The sequence below is a fragment of the Microbacterium sp. genome (assembly GCF_031178525.1).
Lineage (GTDB): Bacteria > Actinomycetota > Actinomycetes > Actinomycetales > Microbacteriaceae > Microbacterium.
This window is the reverse complement of the sequence record NZ_JAPSJA010000022.1, coordinates 1-19,381: the sequence shown is the minus strand read 5'-3', so window position 1 is coordinate 19,381 and position 19,381 is coordinate 1. Positions and strand designations below refer to the sequence as shown.

Sequence of the window (19,381 nt, the reverse complement as noted above, 5' to 3'; positions counted from 1 at the left end):
GGCGCCGCTCGGCTCAGGCGAGGCCGTGCTCGAACGCGAACACGACGAGCTGCACACGGTCGCGCAGCGCGAGCTTGGTGAGGATGCGACTGATGTGCGTCTTGACCGTCGCCTCGCTGAGGAACTCGCGCGCCGCGATCTCGGCGTTGCTGAGGCCGCGGGCGGCGAGCGCGAAGATCTCCCGCTCACGCTCCGTCAGATCGGAGTACGACGGCGGCACGGGGCGCGGCGCCTCCGCGAAGTGGGCGAACAGCTCGCGCGTCGCGGCCGCCGCGATGACCGACGATCCGGCGTGCACCGTGCGGATCGCGGCCAGCAGGAATTCGGGATCGGCGTCCTTCAGGAGGAAGCCGGACGCGCCCTGCCGGATCGCACGGGCCGCCGCCTCGTCGAGGTCGAACGTCGTCAGCATGACGACCTTCGGCGGATCCGGTCGCGTCAGCAGCTCGGCGGTCGCGGCGAGGCCGTCCATCACGGGCATGCGGATGTCCATCAGCACGACGTCGGGACGCGTCGCGGCGACCACGTCGAGCGCCTCACGCCCATCGCCCGCCTCGCCGACCACCTCGAGGTCGGGCTGGGACGCGACGAGCATGCGGATGCCCGCGCGGAACAGGGCCTGGTCGTCCACCAGCGCGACACGGATCATCCGTCGATCCTGCCAGGACCGATCGGGATCTCGCCGCGCACGATCCACGCGTCGCCCTCGCGGCCGGCATCGAGGCGGCCACCCGTGAGCTGCGCGCGCTCGCGCATGCCGATCACGCCGTGACCGCCCGGCTCCGTCGCGCGCGCCTCGACGCGGACGACGTTGCGCACGCCGAGCACGACGCGGTCCGGCAGCCAGGCGAGCGAGACCTCGACCGGCCCGCCGTCGCCGTGGCGCAGGGCGTTGGTGAGCGCCTCCTGCAGGATCCTGTACACCGCCAGCTGCACGGCGGCGGGCGGGGTGCCGGGAGGTGCGGGGTCGACGTCCACGCGGAGGTCCACGCCCGCGGCGCGCACCTGGCCGTACAGCTGCTCGAGGTCGGCGAGCGTCGGCTGGGGCCCGTCCCCCTGCCGGTGCCGCAGCTGCGTCAGCAGCAGCCGCACATCCGCGAGCGCCGAGCGGGCGGTCTGGCTGATCGTCGTGAGGGCGTCGGTCGCGGCCGCGGGATCGACCGCCGCGGCGTAGCGCGCGCCGTCGGCCTGGGCGATCACGACGGCGAGCGAGTGCGCCACGACGTCGTGCATGTCGCGGGCGATGCGGCCGCGCTCCTCCTCGGCGGCAGCGCGCTCCTCGGCCTCGCGCTGGGCGCGCCGGTCGTCGCGCGCGCGGAAGACTGCGCGGAAAAGCGCGCCGAGCGTCCACGACAGCAGCAGCGCGAACAGGGCCGCGATGAAGCCCGAAAGGGCGGCGAAAGCGGTCTGGGCGGTCAAGGGCGATCCGGGAACGCCCCACAGAGGGGCGACGGTGAGGTAGATCGCGATGATCAGCGCGCCGACAAACGCCGATGCGAACCCGAGCCAGAACACCAGACGCGAGCCGTAGGCGGCGGTCGCGAAGAGCACCGCGAAGATCGCGACGTTCGTGAGCATGGGCGGCTGCGTCGTGCCCACCTGCCACAGCGCGCCGATCCACGCCACGGCGAGCGCGAGCGGCGGAGACGCACGGCTGAGCAGCAGCGCGCCCGTCATCAGCGCGACCGTGACCGAGGCGAAGGCCAGCGACACCTCGCCGAGCGACGCCATGGTCACGAACGAGACCGCCGCGAACACCACCACGGCCGTGACATCGATCGCCCACTGCGTGGGGGTGACCGTGCGGAAGAGCCGCGACAGGCGCCGCCGCCAGTCGTCGACGGGCGGTCGCGTGTCGGAGGCGCTGCGGGGTTCCATCCCCTTCACCGTACGGTCGCGCACGATCCGGCACATCCGCCGCGGGATGTATCCGCGGCACGCCTCCTGCCGCGGCACGATGCACAGCGAAGGCAGAACCGGCGCATCCGGGAGGCTGCGCGCTCCGTCGGGGTGGCTGTGCCTTCGTTGTGCGCGCCCGCGGGACGGGGCCCGTCCGCCGAGGGGCGCCGCCGTAGGCTGATCCGGTGGATCCTCTGCACGACCCGAACCGCCGTCACTTCGCCTCCGACAACTACGCCGGCGCGCACCCCGAGGTGATCGCCGCCCTCGCCGCGGCGAACAGCGGGCACACCGTGTCGTACGGCGAGGACCCCTACACCGCGCGGCTGCAGGAGCAGTTCGTGGAGCTGCTCGGAGATGGCGTCGAGGCGTTCCCCGTGTTCAACGGCACGGGCGCGAACGTCACCGCGCTGCAGTCGATGCTCACCCGCTGGGGCGCCGTGATCGCGCCCGCCATGGCGCACATCAACACGGACGAGGGCGGCGCCCCCGAGAAGGTCGGCGGGTTCAAGATCGTCCCCGTCGCCGCTGCGGACGCGAAGCTGACGCCCGAGGCCATCCGCTCGGTCGCGGGATCGCGCGGCGTGCATCAGGCGGTTCCCCAGGCGGTGTCGATCACGCAGTCGACAGAGCTCGGCACGCTCTACTCGGTCGATGAGATCGCGGCGATCGCCGACACCGCGCACGGGCTCGGCCTCAAGGTGCACGTCGACGGGGCCCGGATCGCGAACGCGGCCGCCGCTCTCGGCACGCCCCTGCGGTCGTTCACGCGCGACGCGGGTGTGGACGTGCTGAGCTTCGGCGGCACGAAGAACGGCGCGATCGGCGCCGAGGCTGTCGTGGTACTGAACCCGGACGCGGTCGACGGGATCGCGTTCCTGCGGAAGTCGGCGATGCAGCTCGCCTCGAAGATGCGCTTCGTGTCGGCGCAGCTCGTCGCGCTGCTGAGCGACGACCTGTGGCTGCGCGGCGGTGCGCACGCCAACGCCATGGCGGCCCGCCTGCGATCCGGAATCGAGTCCGGGCTCGCCGACGGATCCATCCGGGATGTGTCGTTCACGCAGCCGACGCAGACGAACGGGATCTTCGCGATCCTCCCCTCCGGCGCCGCCGACCGGCTGCGCGAGCGCTTCCGGTTCTACGACTGGAACGAGGCGACCGGCGAGGTGCGCTGGCTCACGAGCTGGGACACCACAGAGGCCGACGTGGACGCCTTCGTGGCTGCGATCGCCGAGGCGACCGCGGCATAAGCACGCGCCCGCGGCCGACGACGCGGCGCTCTTCGGCGCGCGTTCGCGGGCCGACGACGCGGCCCGACTTTTTTCTCGCCGACCCCTTGCGCGGAGAACGTGCGTTCCCCTACAGTCATGTCCAGGCGAGAACGACCGTTCTCCGAAGGAGAGGGACATCATGGGCTACATCACCGTCGGAACCGAGAACTCGACTCCGATCGAGCTGCACTACAAGGACCAGGGCGCCGGACAGCCGGTCGTCCTCATCCACGGCTACCCGCTGGACGGCGACAGCTGGGAGAAGCAGACCCGCGAGCTGCTGGCCGCCGGCTACCGCGTCATCACGTACGACCGCCGCGGCTTCGGCGGCTCCTCGAAGGTCGCCGACGGCTACGACTACGACACCTTCGCCGCCGACCTCAACACGGTGCTCGAGACGCTCGACCTGCGCGACGTCATCCTGGTGGGCTTCTCGATGGGAACCGGCGAGCTCGCTCGCTACACCCGCATCTACGGCACCGAGCGCGTCGCGAAGCTCGCATTCCTCGCCTCCCTCGAGCCCTTCCTCGTCGAGCGCGACGACAACCCCGAGGGCGTGCCGCAGTCGGTGTTCGACGGCATCGTCGACGCCGCCAAGAGCGACCGCTACGCCTGGTTCACGCAGTTCTACAACGACTTCTACAACCTCGACGAGACGCTCGGATCCCGCATCAGCGAGGAGACCGTCCGCGCCAGCTGGATCACCGCCGTGGGCAGTGCGCCGGTCGCCGCCTACGCGGTCGTCGCCTCCTGGATCGAGGACTTCCGCGCCGACGTCGCCGCCGTTCGCGATGCGGGGCTCCCGACGCTGATCCTGCACGGCACGAAGGACAACATCCTGCCGATCGACGCCACGGGCCGCCGCTTCCACGAGGCCGTGCCGGCCGCGCAGTACGTGGAGATCGAGGGCGCACCCCACGGCCTGCTGTGGACGCACGCCGATGAGGTCAACGCCGCACTGCTGCCCTTCGTGCAGTCCTGACCGCACGCGCAGCGGGGTGGAGAACTCCGGTTCTCCACCCCGCTACGATTTTCTCCAGGGGAGGAGGATCGACATGGGCGACGTGGACGTGCGCGATCAGATCATCGGCGCGGCGGACCGGCTGTTCTACGGCCAGGGCATCGGCAGCGTCGGGATGGACGCGGTGCGGGACGCCGCGGGGGTCTCGCTGAAGACGATCTACCGGCAGTTCCCCTCCAAGGAGCAGCTCGTGCTCGGCGTGCTCGCGCATCGCCACGCGCTCTGGACCCGGGGCATCGACGCGGCCGTCGCGCAGGCGGGCTCCCCGCGCGAGCGGCTGCTCGCCGTGTACGACCACCTCGCCAACTGGTTCGAGGAGGACGACTTCCGCGGGTGCGGCTTCATCAACGCGTTCGGCGAGCTCGGCGCGACGAGCTCGGCGGTCGCCGACGCCGTGCGCGAGCACAAGCTGTCCTTCCAGGCCTATGTCGACCGGCTGGTCGCGGACGCGGGTGCTCCGGCATGGCTGGGCCCCCAGCTGGCGATCCTCGCGGAGGGCGCGCAGACGACCGCGGCGATCCTCGGCACGCCGAACACCGCGGCCGTCGCGCGCGATGCCGCCGCGACGCTCATCGACGCCGCGCTCTCCTAGTCGGCCGATCGGCTCGCCGGTCGCCCGGGCCGTCGCGGGCGGGGAAGCCGTCAGCGCAGGGCGCCGACGCTCGCGAGCGCGGTGCGGATGAGCGTGGAGCGCCCGCCCTCCATCTCGGATGCGAGCGTCTCGGACGACGCCTCCTCGGGCGTCATCCACGTGACCTCGAGGGCATCCTGTCGCGGCTCGCACGTGCCCGTGACGGGCACGACGAATGCGAGTGAGACGGCGTGCTGGCGGTCGTCGTGGTACGGGCTGACGCCGGGGATCGGGAAGTACTCGGCGACCGTGAAGGGCACGGGCGACGGCGGCAGCAGCGGGAACGCCATGGGGCCGAGGTCGTTCTCGAGGTGACGGAACAGCGCGTCGCGCACGGTCTCGCCGTAGCGCACGCGGCCCGACACGATCGTGCGGGTGATCTCTCCGATCGGCGTCGCGCGCAGCAGGATGCCGACCTGCGTCACGGCGCCCGTGCCGTCGGTGCGCACCGGCACGGCCTCGACGTACAGCATCGGCATGCGACGGCGGATCTCCGCCAGCTCGATGTCGGTCAGCCACGCGGGGTTCGCGCCGCCGCCGGGCACGCCTCCGAAGCCGGCCGCGCCCACGGCGGAGAAGTCCGCGTCGTCCGAGGGCTGGTCGTCGGGATCGGGGTCGGGAGTGCGTACGGCCATGCATCCTGTATACCCGCAGCGGATGGGATCGCACCGCACTGTGGAGGAACGTCGGCCCCTCGCGGCAGGATGGACGGGTGCCTGAGACCCCGATCCTGGATGACGCGGCGGTGCTGTGGTCGCAAGAGCCGGCGGGGCGTCCGTTGCTCGTGCTGCTGCACGGCTACGGCGCCGACGAGCGCGATCTGTTCGCCCTGACGCCGCACCTGCCGGCGGAGTTCGCGGTCGCGGCCGTGCGGGCACCGCTCGAGCCGCCGTTCCCGACCCCCGGCCGATCCTGGTACCCGATCGAGGGGCTCGAGAGCCGCGACGCCGCGCATGTGACGCGCGCGGGCGCTTCGCTGCTGACCTGGCTCGACGCCGTGGCATCGCGGGCGACGAGCGTCGGTCTGCTCGGCTTCTCGCAGGGCGGCGCGGTGGCGCTGCAGGCGCTGCGGCTGGATCCCGGGCGCTTCTCGTTCGTCGTGAACATCTCGGGCTACGTCACACCGGGTGAGCTGCCGAGGGATGCTGAGCTCGCCGAGCGCCGCCCGCCCGTGTTCTGGGGCCGCGGCCTGCTCGACGACGTCATCCCCGGCCCGCTCGTCCTGCACACGACGGACTGGCTGCCGGGCCACAGCGACCTCGTCGGCCGCATCTATCCCGATCTGCGTCACGCCGTCTCCGAGCAGGAGCTCGCCGACGTGCGCGTGTTCCTCGAGAAGCAGCTGGATCAGCCGGGCTGATCACCGTCGTCCGGGGGCTCGTCGGGGGTGCGCGTCGTCTCCGCGAACACCATCGCGAAGAGGACGCCGAACACGATGCCGAACGCGACGTTGCCGAGCGCGACGGCGAACGCGAGGCCGAAGGCGAGACCGAGCGGCCAGTTCCACTGAGCGGTTTTCTGTGCGGTCATGCGGTCGACGCTACGAGCTCGCGGCAGCGCGCACTTCCCCCGCGAGACGGATTCCCGCGCCCGATGTCCGACGCCGGGGGCAGGATGGTCAGGTGGATGTGCTCGATCGGTTCGCGCCCGCGACGCGGGAGTGGTTCCGTGGCGCGTTCAAGGCGCCGACCGCCGCGCAGAGCGGCGCGTGGGACGCCATCTCGCAGGGCCGCCACGCGCTCGTCGTGGCACCGACCGGGTCGGGCAAGACGCTGTCGGCGTTCCTCTGGGGGATCGACCGCGTCCTGCGCGAGAAGCAGAGTCGCGAGACGGATCCGAAGACGCAGCGCACGCGCATCCTGTACATCTCGCCGCTGAAGGCCCTCGGCGTCGACGTCGAGCGCAACCTGCGCTCCCCGCTCGTGGGCATCTCGCAGGCCGCCCGGCGCCTGGGCGAGCCCGCGCCCGACGTGAGCGTGGGCGTGCGGTCGGGCGACACGCCCTCGAGCGACCGGCAGCGGCTGGTGCGGCAGCCGCCGGACATCCTGATCACGACGCCGGAGTCGCTGTACCTGATGCTCACGAGCCAGGCGCGCGAGACGCTGCGCGAGGTGCATACGGTCATCGTCGACGAGGTGCACGCGGTCGCCGCGACGAAGCGCGGGGCACACCTCGCCGTGAGCCTCGAGCGACTCGATGACCTGCTCGAACGGCCCGCGCAGCGGATCGGCCTGTCGGCGACCGTGCGCCCGATCGACGAGGTCGCGCGGTTCCTGGGCGGCACCGCCCCCGTCGACATCGTCGCCCCGCGCGCGTCGAAGACGTTCGAGCTGAGCGTGACCGTTCCGATCGCCGACATGCAGAACCCGCCGCCCGCGGCGGGCGCCGCCCCCGCCGCCGAGGCGGGTGACGACGGCGAGTGGTTCGCGCCCGAGCAGACGGAGATGACCGGGTCGATCTGGCCGCACGTCGAGGAGGCGATCGTCGATCGCATCCTGTCGGCGCGCTCCACGATCGTGTTCTCGAACTCGCGCCGGCTCGCCGAGCGGCTGACCGCGCGGCTGAACGAGATCTACAGCGAGCGGCTCGGTCTCGACCTGCCCGACCCCGCCGTGCCGGCGGCCATGATGGCGCAGGCGGGAGCGACCGCCGGCGCCGACCCCGTGCTCGCGAAGGCGCACCACGGATCGGTGTCCAAGGAGCAGCGCGCGATCGTCGAGGAGCAGCTGAAGTCGGGCGAGCTGCGGTGCGTGGTCGCGACGAGCAGCCTCGAGCTCGGCATCGACATGGGAGCCGTCGACCTCGTGATCCAGGTCGAGGCGCCTCCCAGCGCGGCCAGCGGGCTGCAGCGCGTGGGGCGCGCCGGGCACCAGGTCGGCGAGATCTCGCGCGCGGCGCTGTTCCCCAAGCACCGCAGCGACGTCCTGCACACGGCGATCGTGACCGAGCGCATGCTCGCGGGGCAGATCGAGGCGATCGCGGTGCCGCAGAACCCCCTCGACATCCTCGCCCAGCAGACCGTCGCCGCCACGGCCCTCGGCTCGATCGAGGTCGAGCACTGGTTCGAGACCGTGCGGCGCAGCGCGCCGTTCCGCTCGCTGCCGCGCAGCGCGTTCGAGGCGACCCTCGACCTGCTCGCCGGACGCTACCCGTCCGACGAGTTCGCCGAGCTGCGGCCGCGCCTCGTGTGGGATCGCGACGCCGGCACGATCGAGGGGCGTCCGGGAGCGCAGCGCCTCGCGGTCACGAGCGGCGGCACGATCCCCGACCGCGGGCTGTTCGGCGTCTTCATCGCGGGTGAGACCCGCAACGCGCGCGTGGGCGAGCTCGACGAGGAGATGGTCTACGAGTCGCGCGTGAACGACGTGTTCACGCTCGGCACCACGAGCTGGAAGATCGTCGAGATCACGCACGACCGCGTCAACGTCGTGCCCGCCTTCGGGCAGCCGGGCAAGGTGCCGTTCTGGCACGGGGACGGGCTCGGCCGCCCGGCCGAGCTGGGCGAGGCGCTCGGCCGGTTCGCGCGGGAGCTCAGCTCCATCGCACCCGACGACGCCGAGCGGCGGCTGGTCGAGGCCGGCCTGGACGAGTACGCGCGTCAGAACCTGCTCGGCTACCTCGCCGAGCAGAAGGAGGCGACCGGCACGCTGCCGACCGACCGATCGCTCACGGTCGAGCGCGGCCGGGACGAGGTCGGCGACTGGCGGATCATCCTGCATTCCCCGTACGGCATGCACGTGCATGCGCCCTGGGCGCTTGCGGTGAACGCGCGCATCCGAGAGCGTCTGGGCGTGGAGGGATCCGCCGTCGCGAGCGACGACGGCATCATCGCCCGCATCCCCGACGCCGAGTCCGAGCCGCCCGGCGCCGAGCTGTTCGTGTTCGATCCGGACGAGCTGGAGCGGATCGTCACGGACGAGGTCGGCGGATCCGCGCTGTTCGCCTCGCGGTTCCGCGAGTGCGCCGCCCGCGCGCTGCTGATGCCCCGGCAGAACCCGGGCAAGCGCAGTCCGCTGTGGCAGCAGCGTCAGCGGTCAGCCCAGCTGCTCGAGGTCGCGCGCCGTCATCCCACGTTCCCGATCATCCTCGAGACGCTGCGCGAGGTGCTGCAGGACGTCTACGACCTGCCCGCCCTGCTGCGCGTCGTGCGGAGCATCGGCGAGCGGCGGATCCGGCTGGTCGAGACCGAGCCCGGCCAGCCGTCGCCGTACGCGCGCGACCTCCTGTTCGGCTACGTCGGCGCCTTCATGTACGAGGGCGACTCGCCGCTCGCCGAGCGGCGCGCGGCCGCGCTGTCGGTCGACCCGTCGCTGCTGTCCGAGCTGCTCGGCAAGGTCGAGATGCGCGAGCTGCTCGACCCCGACGTCATGGCGCAGTTCGAGGCCGAGGTTCAACGCCTCGCACCGGACCGCCGCGCACGTGGCGTCGAGGGCGTCGCGGATCTGCTGCGCGTGCTCGGCCCGCTCGCGGTCGACGAGGTCGCCGCGCGGCTCGAACCCGCGGACGGCCCGACGGGCGAAGACACCGTGCCGGTCGACCGAGCCGACGCCTCGTCGACAGCTCCCGCGCTCGCGGAGGCGGCAGCCCACCTCGAGGCGCTCGTGACGACGCGCCGCGCCATCCGCGTCTCCATCGCCGGGTCGGACAGATACGCGGCGATCGAGGACGCCGGGCGCCTGCGCGATGCGCTCGGCGTCGCGCTGCCCGTGGGCGTCCCCGTCGCCTTCCTCGAACCGCTGCCCGACCCGCTCGGCGACGTCGTCTCGCGCTACGCGCGCACGCACGGGCCGTTCACCACGGCGGCGGTCGCCGAGCGGCTCGGCATCGGCGCGGCCGTCGCCCGGCACGCGCTGCAGCGCCTCGAGGGCCAGGGTCGCCTGGTCAGCGGCTTCTTCCTCGCCGACGCTGGCGTCTCGGACGAACCCGAGTGGTGCGACGCCGAGGCCCTGCGGCGGATCCGGATGCGCTCGCTCGCGGCTCTGCGCGGCAGCGTCGAGCCCGTCTCCCCCGACGCCTACGCACGCTTCCTCCCCGACTGGCAGCACGTCACGCGCCCGCTCGAGGGCGTCGACGGCGTGCTGGCGGCCATCGATCAGCTGGCCGGTGTGCCGATCCCCGCGAGTGCCTGGGAGTCGCTCGTGCTGCCGTCCCGCGTGCGCGACTACACGCCCGGCATGCTGGACGAACTCACCGCGACGGGCGAGGTCGTCTGGTCGGGCCACGGGTCGCTGCCGGGCCGCGACGGCTGGGTCGCGCTGCACGCCGCCGACGCCGCGCCGCTCACGATCCCGCCGTCCGACATCGAGATCGCGACGGACTCGCTCGAGTCCCGGCTGATCCGCGCCCTCGCAGGAGGCGGCGCGTACTTCGCCGCGCAGCTGCGTGAGCTGGCGCAGGGGGAGACCGAGATCGGCACGGTCGAGGCGCTGTGGAACCTCGTGTGGGCGGGCCGCGTCACGAACGACACGTTCGCGCCCATTCGGTCGCTGCTGGGGGCGGGATCGCAGGCGCACCGCTCGGCGCGTCGAACGCCGCGCGCCCGGCTCTACCGCGGCGCGTCCCTCTCCCGCCCCAGTTTCGGCGGCACGGCATCCACGCCGCCCCGCGCGCAGCCCTCGGGTGGACGCTGGTCGCTGCTGCCCGATCCGGAGCCCGATGCGGCCGTGCGCCACACCACCACCGCGTCGCTGCTGCTCGACCGCTACGGCGTCGTGACGCGCGGCGCCGTGCAGAACGAGGGCGTGCCCGGCGGCTTCGCGCAGGCCTACCGCGTGCTGGCGGGCCTCGAGCAGGCGGGGCACTGCCGTCGCGGTTACCTGATCGAGAAGCTCGGTGCCGCGCAGTTCGCGACGTCGCCGACGATCGACCGGCTGCGGCAGTTCTCCGGCCTGCCCGATCCGGCGCCCCTGCGCGCCGTGACACTGGCCGCGACGGATCCGGCCAACCCGTACGGTGCCGCGCTGCCGTGGCCCACGCTGGACGCCGTGAAGCACCGCCCCGGGCGCAAGGCGGGCGGCGTGATCGTGCTCGTGGACGGCGCGCTCGTGCTCTACCTCGAGCGGGGCGGTCGCACGGCGCTGGCGTTCACGGACGACGAGCAGGTGCTCGCATCCGCGGCGGCCGACCTCGCCCGCACGGCGCGCGAGCGGCGCCTCGAGACCCTGACGGTCGAGCAGGTTAACGGCGAGTTCGTGTACGGCACGGCCGTCGGCCGGGCGCTGCGGGAGGCCGGCTTCGTGGAGTCGACCAAGGGGCTGACGCTGCGCAAGGTCACGGCGGGTGCCGCGACGGTCGGCGGTCGTCGTGCCTGAGGGCGATACCGTCCACCGCACGGCGCGGCGTCTCCACGCCGCGCTCGCCGGCCGCGAGGTCACACGGTTCGAGATCCGCGTGCCGGGCAGCGCGAACGCCGATGTGCGGGGCCAGGCCGTGCGCGAGGTCGTGGCGCGCGGCAAGCACCTGCTGCACCGGTTCGCCCCCCTGGGCGCGGCCTCATCCGAATCCGACTCGCTGACGCTGCACTCGCACCTGAAGATGGAGGGCGAGTGGCACACGTACCGCACCGCGTCCGACGGCTCCCGCATCCGCTGGCGCAAGCCGGCGTTCAAGGCGCGCGCGATCGTCGGCACGAGCAAGTGGGAGACGGTGGGCTTCGAACTCGCGATGGTCGAAGTGCTGCCGACCCGCGACGAGGACCGGGTCGTCGGCCACCTCGGTCCCGATCCGCTCGGCGCCGATTGGGACGCCGCGGAGGCCGCGCGCCGCGTGGCGGCCGATCCGCGTCCGATCCACGTGGCGATCCAGGATCAGCGTCACGTCGCGGGATTCGGCAACGAGTACGCGAGCGAGCTGCTGTTCCTGCGCGGAGTGCACCCCGAACGGCCCGCGACCGAGGTCGACGTGCCGGCGCTGCTCGAGCTGGGGGCGCGGACGATCCGGCGGAACGTCGAGCTGCCGGTCCGCGTCTTCACGGGGGACAGCCGCCGCGGTCAGGAGCGCTGGGTGTACGGGCGCGAGCACCGGCCATGTCGCCGCTGCGGCACGCCCATCCTGCGTTCCGAGCTGGGCGCCGACCCGACGAAGCAGCGTGTCGTGTACTGGTGCCCGCGCTGCCAGCCCGCGTCCTGACGGACTCCACCGTGCCGGACAGGTCTCAGCGTCCGATGTAGCGACCCTCGCGGTGGTTCATCGCGAGCACGACGCTCATCACGACGGCGCCGAAGGCGCTCAGGATCACGGTCGGCCACGGCAGCACGAGCAGCGACGACAGCACGACGATCACGTCGAGCGTCATCTGCGTCCACCCGGCGCGGAAGCCGGTCTTCTCCTGCAGCAGGAGCGCGACGATGTTCACGCCGCCGACGCTCGCTCCGTGCCGGAACAGGATGAGCAGGCCGACGCCCGCGAGCAGATTGCCCGCGAAGACGCCGAAGATCGGATGCAGCCCGGTCACGGGCATCAGGTGTGCGTACGCGACGGACAGTCCTGCGACGGCGGCGATGCTGATGCACGTCAGGATCGTGAAGCGCACGCCCTTCTTCCACAGCGCCAGGATCGCGAACGGGAAGTTCACGAGACCGAAGATCAGCCAGAAGGGCAGGTCGGTGGCCTGGTCGAGCAGCAGCGCGAGGCCCGCGGTGCCGCCCGTGACGGCGCCGGCGGCCTTGAGCAGGTACAGCCCCAGCGCGGCGACGACCGTGCCGATCGCGATGCCCTGCACATCCTCGGCCACGCTGTGGCGGGTCTGCTCCCAGTCGAAGACAAGGGAGGGAGCCACGGTCTCGTTCGTCACCCCTCAACGATACGAGAAGCGGATGGACGGCACCTGAAGCACTCTGCTCACCGGGATGTGAAACACGCGCGAAATGTGATGGCCCTACCACGGGAATAGGGCGACGGGGCCAGTCGTTGTGTTTGATGTCCGGCCTCAACCGGGGCCGCGGAAAGGCATCGTGGGTAAGAACTACGTCGACATCGAGAACGATCACGGTGAGATGCTGCGCTACCGCAAGCACGTGAACGGGCGCGGCCTGGTCGCGCACGGGGCCAAGGTGCATCCGGATGCGCGCGTCGAGGCCGGCGCATACATCGAACCGGGCGCGCAGGTTGCGGCCGGCGCGACGGTCGCCAGTGGAGCCTGGGTCGAATCCGAAGCCCTCATCGGGCCCGGCGCCTACATCGACGCCAACGCGCACATCGGCCCGAAGGCCGCCGTCGGGGCTCGCGCCCACATCGGCGTGCGCACGCGCGTGGGAGCCGGCGCACGCGTCGCCAAGAACGCCAAGATCGGCGACGACGAGGCGATCCCGGAGGGCGGCACCGTCGTCACCGACGCGCGCGGTCTGCACCTCGCCGCCTAGCGGCCGCCACGCGACCCGCCGCCGTGCGTCCCCGCCCGTGCGGGCAGGTTCGCTCACGGACGTGGACCTACGCGGACACGGGAAGGCTCAGCGCAGGCCGGCCGCGACCGCGGCCGTCACCTCGAGCCACGCCTCGCGCGAGTCGTCCGACAGCGCGTCGTAGTCGATGACATCGCCGCGGTCGAGGGCGGGGTCGAACGGCACAGAGACGACCTGGCGCGTGAGCTGCCCCATGTGGTGCGTCAGGCGGCGCTCCAGGTCCGGGTAGCTCGTCGGCGACGGATGGCTCATGACGGTGACTGCGTTGCGCAGCTTCGCCTCATGACCGTGCGCCACGAGCGTGTCGGCCATGGAGGCGAGCGTGCGAGCGCTGTCCTCCTTGACGATGGTGGTGAGGACCAGCACATCCGCGGCCTCGACCGCCGACTGCCACGTGCCCGCCTTCGAGTTGTTGCCGGTGTCGACGATGATCACGCGGTACGAGCGGCTGAGCGTCTCGTGCAGCAGATCGAACGACTCCGCGTCGATCACGTCGCTGTCGCCGTCGAGGCTCTGCGACGCGAGCACGTCGAACTTGTTCTCGCCCTGCGCGCGCACGAAGTCGATCAGGTCGGCCGAGCTGAGCTCTCCCGTCCCGACCGCGTGCACGTGGCCGAGCAGGTCGATCGCGGTGTGGTCGTGGGACGGCGAGGGCAGCGAGCGGATGCCCAGCGTGCCCTTGTACTCGTTGTTGTCCCATGCGAGCACGCTGCCGCCGCGCACCCGGCCCAGCGTGGCGCCGAGCAGGTACGTCGTGGTGGTCTTGCCGACGCCGCCCTTCTCGCCGATCACCGCGATGGTCTTGCGGCCGGCGAAGGCCTGCTGCACGGTCTCGCGCCGGTCACGCTTGGCCTGCTCGACCTTGCCCGGCTTGAGGTGGAAGCCGAGCTTGTTCAGGCCGCCGCGGAAGCCCTCCGTGGCGGGAACGGGCCCGACCGGCTTCGCCGACTGGGCGAAGTCGCGCGCGGTCAGCAGGCGCGCCTCGCGACGTGTGAGCGCCTGATCCCCATCCGGCGCGGGCGCTGCCGACGCGCGGGACACCGGCGGGGCCGCAGCGACCGGCGCGGCCGCGATCGGCTCGGGATCCGACTCGGCGTTGGGCGCGGCGGCGGGTGCGGGCGTGACGGGGGCGGCGGCCACGGGCGCCGAGGCGGCAGGCGCCGACGAGACGGGCGCGGATGTCACGGGGGCGGCCTTCGGCACGCTCGTCACGATCTCGGGCACAGGGGTCGGATCGGCCGGCGCCGCCGGAGCAGGCGCAGGATCGGCGGGGGCCGCGGGTGCGGGATCCACCGGCGCCACGGCCGCCGCGGTCTCAACGGGCACGGCCGGGGCTGCGGGCGCGGCCGGAACTGCGGGCTCGGACGGCTCTGCGGGCTCGATGGCCTCTTCGACCGTGCCGTCGGGCGACACCACGAGCTGGCGCACGCCGTCGCTGCCGCTCGCGGCCACCTTCACCGGCCGGCCGTACTCCTGCGCGATGAGCACCACGGTGGTCAGCACCGCCTTGCGTGCTCCCGCCGCGTCGCGGGCCTTGACCGGATGGACGGCGCCGTCCACGGTCACCTGACCCGTGCCGTCCTCGTTCGTGACCGCGGAGATCCGCGGTCGATCCTGAGGCTCGAGGCTGTCGCTCACAGTGTCTCCTTGCAGCTGTCGGCGGGATCATCCGGTGTCTTGTGATCCGCCGGGGAACTCGACTTCAACCGTATCCCGCGCGCGAAGATCGCCCGTGCACGCGCGGCGATAGCCGGGACGGGCAGGACTCTGCGCGGCAGTCGCGTAATAGTCTGGCGCCATGGCTCAGTCCGGACGCGGCGGGGGACGGCGTCCCGGCGGCGCTGCGCGGGGCGGGCGCGCCAAGACCGGCGGACGCCCGGCACCCGCACGCCGGGATCGCACGCCGCGAGAGCAGACGCCGGCGCCCGAGGAGCCCCGCGCCTTCCGGCTCGGTGTGATTTCCGGTGCCACACCCGGCAAGTGGATCGACCGCTGGCGCGAGCGCCTGCCGCACGTCGCCCTCGAGCTCGTGCCGCTGGAGGTCGCGACGCAGCGCGGCGCGATCCTGTCCGGCGACGTGGACGCCGCCCTCATCCGGCTCCCCGTCGACACCGACGATCTGCACGTCATCCGCCTCTATGACGAGACAGCCGTGGTCGTCGCATCGGTCGACTCGGCGCTGACCGCGGTCGACGAGCTGGAACCGGGTGACCTCGCCGGCGAGGTCCTGATCGTTCCCCGCGACGACGTCCTCGGCCCGATCGCCGTGCCGGGGGCCCTGACGCCGCGCTTCGAGCAGCCCGAGACCACGGCAGACGCGATCGCGACGGTCGCCGCGAACGTCGGCGTGGTGATCGTGCCGATGTCGCTCGCGCGCCTGCACCACCGTCGCGACATCGCGCACCGCCCGCTGCGCGACGCACCGACCTCCACCGTCGCGCTCGCCTGGCACGCCGACCGCACCACCCCCGACGTCGACGCGTTCGTGGGCATCGTCCGCGGCCGCACGTCGAACTCCTCGCGCGGCTAGCCCTCGCGCGTCAGGCCCCGGCGGGCGGATCGAGCAGCAAGGAGATGCGCTCGGAGAGGTACGCCGACAGCGGCATGAGAGCCCCGGTGGGCGTCCAGCGGATCGCGAGGCGGCCGCCGTCCCAGGTGAGCGGCCCGGCGGACCCGCCCGCGGAGAGCGAAGCGAGGTCGAGCCGCCGCCAGCCGATGTGCACGGTCTCGCCCTCGGCGAATCCGCCGCGCAGCGCCATGGCGCGCAGCTCCGCCCGCCGCCGTGCCGACTCGACGGCGTAGCCTCGGCGCCCCGGGTCCGCGGCGCGCAGCACCTCACCCTCCTCGTACACGGCGTCGTCGTCGATCAGCAGGATGCCGACGCGCCACGCGGATCCGGCGCGCACGATCCGCGGACCGGATCCGAGGAGGGCGCGGATCCGGCCGGGCTCGGTGATCTCGCCCAGCGCCTCCCTCGGGACGGCACGCAGCCGCGTTCGCGCTTCCGCGAACAGGGCCTCGACATCGTCGGTCACGCGCTCCACGGTACGCCGCCGGGATCGGCGCTCACGGCACGGCGAAGAACTTCGGTACTCAGTGTTGCCAGGTAGTGGTACCTAGTGATACTTTCTAGCGGTAGTCATCATCACTGAGTAGAGAGGAGGCGATCGCCATGGGAAATCAGATGACGGAGATGCTCAAGGGCACTCTCGAGGGCATCGTCCTCGCGATCCTGGCCGAGCGGTCGGCCTACGGCTATGAGATCACCGCGGAGCTGCGCGACCGCGGCTTCGCCGACATCGCCGAGGGCACGATCTACGCGCTCCTCGTGCGCATCGAGCAGAGGGGCCTGGTCGGCGTCGAGAAGGTGCCGTCCGAGAAGGGTCCGCCGCGCAAGGTGTTCTCGCTGAACGACCAGGGACGCGCCCAGCTCGCGGAGTTCTGGGAGACGTGGAACACCCTCGCGCAGCGCATCGACCAGCTCCCCCACCCCACCCCCGACAACTGACCTCAGACAAGGAACACATCATGAGCAAGTGGTACGAGGTCCTCACCGGACCCCTCGAGCAGAAGAAGCAGTACCGGCAGACGGTCGCCCGCATGGACGCCTTGCCGGGCCCCTACAAGGCCGCGGCGAAGTCGCTGCACCGGTACCTGATGTACCAGGGCGGCGTCACCGACGGCGACACGCTCACGCAGATGTTCAGCGACCTCATCGATCTGTGGGAGCGCGCGGCCGTCGACGACACCCCCGTCCGCGACATCGTCGGCGACGACCCCGTTGACTTCGCCGAGACGTTCGCGCTCGCCTACGGCGGCCAGCGCTGGATCGACAAGGAGCGCTCGCGCCTGACCAAGGCGATCGACGACGCAGAGAAGGAGCAGGAACGATGATCACGACCACGCGCGAGCCCGCCATCCGGGTTCGCGGCATCCAGAAGTCCTTCAAGGACCTGCAGGTGCTGCGCGGCGTCGACTTCGACGTGCAGCCCGGCAGCATCTTCGCCCTCCTCGGCTCCAACGGCGCCGGCAAGACCACGCTCGTGCGGATCCTGTCGACGCTGCTCGGGGCGGACGCCGGCACCGCCGTCGTGAGCGGCCACGATGTGGCCGGTCGGCCGCAGCAGGTGCGCGAGGCGATCAGCCTCACGGGCCAGTTCGCCGCGGTCGACGAGGTGCTGAGCGGGCGCGAGAACCTCGTGCTGATCGCGCAGCTGCGCCACCTCGACGACCCCGGCGCCGTGGCCGACGACCTGCTCGCCCGGTTCTCGCTCACCGAGGCGGGCGGCCGCAAGGCCGGCACCTACTCCGGTGGCATGCGGCGGCGGCTCGACATCGCGATGAGCCTGATCGGCGATCCGTCGATCATCTTCCTGGACGAGCCCACCACCGGGCTCGACCCCCAGGCGCGCATCGAGGTGTGGAACACGATCTCGCAGCTGGCCGAGAGCGGCACGACCGTGCTGCTGACCACGCAATACCTCGACGAGGCCGAGCATCTCGCGGACCGGATCGCCATCCTGCACAAGGGCACGATCATCCAGAACGGCACGCTCGCCGAGCTGAAGGCGCTGCTGCCCGCTGGCGGCGAGCCGATCCTCGTCCCCAAGGAGCCGTCGCTCGAAGACGTCTTCATGGCCGTCATCGGCCAGGAAGCATCGGAGAGCCTCGCCCTCGCGGGCGACCCCGATCCCGAAGAAGCCCCCACCGGAAAGGCAGACCGATGACCACCCACGTCCTCGCGGACACGAGCGTCCTGACCGGACGCTCCCTGCGACACATCCTGCGCAGCCCCGACACGATCATCACGACCGCGATCACGCCCATCGCCCTGATGCTGCTGTTCGTCTGGGTGTTCGGCGGCGCGATCGACCTCGGCACCGACCAGTCGTACGTCGACTACATGCTCCCGGGCATCCTGCTCATCACGGTGGCGTCCGGCATCGCCTATACGGCCTACCGCCTGTTCCTCGACATGCAGGGCGGCCTGTTCGAGCGGTTCCAGTCGATGCCGATCGCGCGATCGAGCGTGCTGTGGGCCCACGTGCTCACCTCGCTCGTGGCGAACCTGGTGTCGGTCGCCCTCGTCATCGGCGTCGCGCTGCTGATGGGCTTCCGGACCGGTGCGAGCCCGCTCGCCTGGCTGGGAGTGCTGGGCATGCTCGTGCTGTTCACGCTCGCGCTGACCTGGATCGCCGTGATCGCGGGCCTGACGGCGAAGACGGTCGACGGGGCCAGCGCGTTCAGCTACCCGCTGATCTTCCTGCCGTTCATCAGCTCGGCGTTCGCGCCGACCGGATCCATGCCGGGTCCCGTCGCGTGGTTCGCCGAGAACCAGCCGGTCACATCCATCGTGAACACGATCCGCGCGCTGTTCTCCCAGCAGCCCGTCGGAGGTGAGATCTGGATCGCGCTCGCCTGGTTGGTCGGGATCCTGATCGTCGCCTACGTCGGCGCGATCGCGATCTACAAGACGAAGATCCGCTGAGCCCGTGCCGGCACGCACGCCTTCAAGCCGAATCGGCCCCTCCCGCAGACGCGAGAGGGGCCGATTCGTCGAGAGCCCGGTGGGCGCTACTTCCAGACCTCGCCGGCGATCTCCACGACCTCGCGGATCTTCGCCCACTGCTCGTCCTCGGTGAGCACGTTGCCCTCCTCGGTCGAGGCGAAGCCGCACTGCGGGCTGAGGGCGAGCTGCTCGAGCGGCGCGAAGGCGGCGGCCTCGTCGATCCGGCGCGTGACCGTGCTGATGTCCTCGAGCGCACCGCGCTTGGTCGTGATCAGGCCGAGCACGACGGTCTGATCCCCCTTCGGCAGGAACCGCAGCGGCTCGAACCCTCCGGAGCGCTCGTCGTCGAACTCCAGGAAGAAGCCGTCGTACGCGACGTCGAAGAGCTGCTCGGCGATCGGCTCGTACCCGCCCGAAGAGATCCAGGTCGAGCGGAAGTTGCCCCGGCAGATGTGGGTCGTCACGACCAGGTCGTCGGGCTTGCCCTCCAGCACGCGGTTCAGGATCGACGCGTACCGCTCGCGGAGCCCCCGGGTGTCGATGCCGCGCTCGGTGCGCGCCCGCTCGAGCTCGACGTCGCTGCACAGGTACGCCCACGCGGTGTCGTCGAACTGCAGGTAGCGGACGCCGGCGTCGTAGTACGCGCGGACG

At 71.9% G+C, this 19,381-nt stretch carries 19 protein-coding genes and 1 pseudogene; 12 read left to right on the top strand and 8 right to left on the bottom strand.

Annotated features, from left to right (window positions below):
- Positions 1–13 precede the first annotated feature (13 nt).
- Together RIF89_RS03110 and RIF89_RS03105 are read right to left on the bottom strand one after the other, a co-directional pair.
- Positions 14–649: a response regulator transcription factor gene (locus RIF89_RS03110; RefSeq protein ID WP_309067695.1), complete on the bottom strand. Its 636-nt coding sequence runs from the start codon at positions 647–649 to the stop codon at positions 14–16.
- Positions 646–1,878: a histidine kinase gene (locus tag RIF89_RS03105; RefSeq protein ID WP_309067694.1), complete on the bottom strand. Its 1,233-nt coding sequence runs from the start codon at positions 1,876–1,878 to the stop codon at positions 646–648. The genes RIF89_RS03110 and RIF89_RS03105 overlap by 4 nt, the downstream gene beginning before the upstream one ends.
- A gap of 206 nt (positions 1,879–2,084) precedes the next feature.
- Here RIF89_RS03105 and RIF89_RS03100 point away from each other — a divergent pair, with 206 nt between their 5' ends.
- The 3 genes from RIF89_RS03100 (at position 2,085) to RIF89_RS03090 (ending at position 4,783) form a co-directional block, all read left to right on the top strand.
- Positions 2,085–3,149 carry a beta-eliminating lyase-related protein gene (locus tag RIF89_RS03100; protein ID WP_309067693.1) on the top strand — a complete coding sequence of 355 codons (1,065 nt, stop codon included), beginning with the start codon at positions 2,085–2,087 and terminating at the stop codon, positions 3,147–3,149.
- A 160-nt stretch (positions 3,150–3,309) separates the two neighbouring features.
- Positions 3,310–4,152, top strand: a complete 843-nt coding sequence (locus RIF89_RS03095) for an alpha/beta hydrolase (protein ID WP_309067692.1) — start codon at positions 3,310–3,312, stop codon at positions 4,150–4,152.
- A gap of 73 nt (positions 4,153–4,225) precedes the next feature.
- Positions 4,226–4,783 carry a TetR/AcrR family transcriptional regulator gene (locus RIF89_RS03090; RefSeq protein ID WP_309067691.1) on the top strand — a complete coding sequence of 186 codons (558 nt, stop codon included), beginning with the start codon at positions 4,226–4,228 and terminating at the stop codon, positions 4,781–4,783.
- Positions 4,784–4,833: 50 nt separating this feature from the next.
- On the opposite strand, the gene RIF89_RS03085 is transcribed toward RIF89_RS03090, so the two are convergent.
- Positions 4,834–5,457, bottom strand: a complete 624-nt coding sequence (locus RIF89_RS03085) for an NUDIX hydrolase family protein (protein ID WP_309067690.1) — start codon at positions 5,455–5,457, stop codon at positions 4,834–4,836.
- Positions 5,458–5,534: 77 nt separating this feature from the next.
- Here RIF89_RS03085 and RIF89_RS03080 point away from each other — a divergent pair, with 77 nt between their 5' ends.
- On the top strand, positions 5,535–6,182 hold the full coding sequence (locus RIF89_RS03080; protein ID WP_309067689.1) for an alpha/beta fold hydrolase: 648 nt from the start codon (positions 5,535–5,537) through the stop codon (positions 6,180–6,182).
- On the opposite strand, the gene RIF89_RS03075 is transcribed toward RIF89_RS03080, so the two are convergent.
- On the bottom strand, positions 6,170–6,352 hold the full coding sequence (locus RIF89_RS03075) for a hypothetical protein (protein WP_309067688.1): 183 nt from the start codon (positions 6,350–6,352) through the stop codon (positions 6,170–6,172). The two genes, RIF89_RS03080 and RIF89_RS03075, sit on opposite strands and share 13 nt — an antisense overlap.
- 92 nt (positions 6,353–6,444) lie before the next feature.
- Here RIF89_RS03075 and RIF89_RS03070 point away from each other — a divergent pair, with 92 nt between their 5' ends.
- Both RIF89_RS03070 and RIF89_RS03065 read left to right on the top strand, forming a co-directional pair.
- Positions 6,445–11,133, top strand: coding sequence for an ATP-dependent helicase (locus tag RIF89_RS03070; RefSeq protein WP_309067687.1), 4,689 nt, complete (start codon positions 6,445–6,447; stop codon positions 11,131–11,133).
- Positions 11,126–11,950 (top strand): DNA-formamidopyrimidine glycosylase family protein, encoded by an 825-nt coding sequence (locus RIF89_RS03065; protein ID WP_309067686.1) that lies wholly within the window; start codon positions 11,126–11,128, stop codon positions 11,948–11,950. Before RIF89_RS03070 ends, RIF89_RS03065 begins: the two co-directional genes overlap by 8 nt.
- A gap of 25 nt (positions 11,951–11,975) precedes the next feature.
- On the opposite strand, the gene RIF89_RS03060 is transcribed toward RIF89_RS03065, so the two are convergent.
- Positions 11,976–12,614 carry a YitT family protein gene (locus RIF89_RS03060; RefSeq protein WP_309067685.1) on the bottom strand — a complete coding sequence of 213 codons (639 nt, stop codon included), beginning with the start codon at positions 12,612–12,614 and terminating at the stop codon, positions 11,976–11,978.
- A gap of 160 nt (positions 12,615–12,774) precedes the next feature.
- Between RIF89_RS03060 and RIF89_RS03055 the strand changes: the two genes are divergently transcribed.
- Complete coding sequence (locus RIF89_RS03055; RefSeq protein ID WP_309067684.1) at positions 12,775–13,182, top strand: transferase; 408 nt, start codon at positions 12,775–12,777, stop codon at positions 13,180–13,182.
- 87 nt (positions 13,183–13,269) lie between these two features.
- Here RIF89_RS03055 and RIF89_RS03050 read toward each other — a convergent pair whose 3' ends face one another.
- Positions 13,270–14,859: an AAA family ATPase gene (locus RIF89_RS03050; RefSeq protein ID WP_309067683.1), complete on the bottom strand. Its 1,590-nt coding sequence runs from the start codon at positions 14,857–14,859 to the stop codon at positions 13,270–13,272.
- 160 nt (positions 14,860–15,019) lie between these two features.
- On the opposite strand from RIF89_RS03050, the gene RIF89_RS03045 reads away from it, so the two are divergent.
- Positions 15,020–15,751: a LysR family substrate-binding domain-containing protein gene (locus tag RIF89_RS03045; RefSeq protein ID WP_309067682.1), complete on the top strand. Its 732-nt coding sequence runs from the start codon at positions 15,020–15,022 to the stop codon at positions 15,749–15,751.
- A gap of 10 nt (positions 15,752–15,761) precedes the next feature.
- On the opposite strand, the gene RIF89_RS03040 is transcribed toward RIF89_RS03045, so the two are convergent.
- Positions 15,762–16,256 (bottom strand): glutaminase, encoded by a 495-nt coding sequence (locus RIF89_RS03040; RefSeq protein ID WP_309067681.1) that lies wholly within the window; start codon positions 16,254–16,256, stop codon positions 15,762–15,764.
- Between the two features lie 137 nt (positions 16,257–16,393).
- On the opposite strand from RIF89_RS03040, the gene RIF89_RS03035 reads away from it, so the two are divergent.
- The 4 genes from RIF89_RS03035 to RIF89_RS03020 are packed head-to-tail and all read left to right on the top strand — an operon-like array spanning position 16,394 to position 18,709.
- Positions 16,394–16,729, top strand: a complete 336-nt coding sequence (locus RIF89_RS03035; RefSeq protein WP_309067680.1) for a PadR family transcriptional regulator — start codon at positions 16,394–16,396, stop codon at positions 16,727–16,729.
- A 20-nt stretch (positions 16,730–16,749) separates the two neighbouring features.
- Positions 16,750–17,115 carry a DUF1048 domain-containing protein gene (locus RIF89_RS03030; protein WP_375294422.1) on the top strand — a complete coding sequence of 122 codons (366 nt, stop codon included), beginning with the start codon at positions 16,750–16,752 and terminating at the stop codon, positions 17,113–17,115.
- A complete protein-coding gene (locus RIF89_RS03025; protein ID WP_309067679.1) occupies positions 17,112–17,948 on the top strand; it encodes an ATP-binding cassette domain-containing protein in 837 nt (278 codons plus the stop codon). Before RIF89_RS03030 ends, RIF89_RS03025 begins: the two co-directional genes overlap by 4 nt.
- Complete coding sequence (locus tag RIF89_RS03020) at positions 17,945–18,709, top strand: ABC transporter permease (RefSeq protein WP_309067678.1); 765 nt, start codon at positions 17,945–17,947, stop codon at positions 18,707–18,709. The genes RIF89_RS03025 and RIF89_RS03020 overlap by 4 nt, the downstream gene beginning before the upstream one ends.
- A gap of 86 nt (positions 18,710–18,795) precedes the next feature.
- Here the strand turns inward: RIF89_RS03020 and RIF89_RS03015 are convergent.
- A pseudogene (locus RIF89_RS03015) lies at positions 18,796–19,381 on the bottom strand (5-methyltetrahydropteroyltriglutamate--homocysteine S-methyltransferase); the annotation flags it as partial.

Excerpts from the sequence above, each read along its gene's own strand:
- RIF89_RS03110 (WP_309067695.1), bottom strand. The coding sequence starts at position 649 with ATGATCCGTGTCGCGCTGGTGGACGACCAGGCCCTGTTCCGCGCGGGC.
- RIF89_RS03105 (WP_309067694.1), bottom strand. The coding sequence starts at position 1,878 with ATGGAACCCCGCAGCGCCTCCGACACGCGACCGCCCGTCGACGACTGG.
- RIF89_RS03095 (WP_309067692.1), top strand. The coding sequence starts at position 3,310 with ATGGGCTACATCACCGTCGGAACCGAGAACTCGACTCCGATCGAGCTG.
- RIF89_RS03090 (WP_309067691.1), top strand. The coding sequence starts at position 4,226 with ATGGGCGACGTGGACGTGCGCGATCAGATCATCGGCGCGGCGGACCGG.
- RIF89_RS03085 (WP_309067690.1), bottom strand. The coding sequence starts at position 5,457 with ATGGCCGTACGCACTCCCGACCCCGATCCCGACGACCAGCCCTCGGAC.
- RIF89_RS03075 (WP_309067688.1), bottom strand. The coding sequence starts at position 6,352 with ATGACCGCACAGAAAACCGCTCAGTGGAACTGGCCGCTCGGTCTCGCC.
- RIF89_RS03045 (WP_309067682.1), top strand. The coding sequence starts at position 15,020 with ATGGCTCAGTCCGGACGCGGCGGGGGACGGCGTCCCGGCGGCGCTGCG.
- RIF89_RS03035 (WP_309067680.1), top strand. The coding sequence starts at position 16,394 with ATGGGAAATCAGATGACGGAGATGCTCAAGGGCACTCTCGAGGGCATC.
- RIF89_RS03030 (WP_375294422.1), top strand. The coding sequence starts at position 16,750 with ATGAGCAAGTGGTACGAGGTCCTCACCGGACCCCTCGAGCAGAAGAAG.
- RIF89_RS03025 (WP_309067679.1), top strand. The coding sequence starts at position 17,112 with ATGATCACGACCACGCGCGAGCCCGCCATCCGGGTTCGCGGCATCCAG.
- RIF89_RS03020 (WP_309067678.1), top strand. The coding sequence starts at position 17,945 with ATGACCACCCACGTCCTCGCGGACACGAGCGTCCTGACCGGACGCTCC.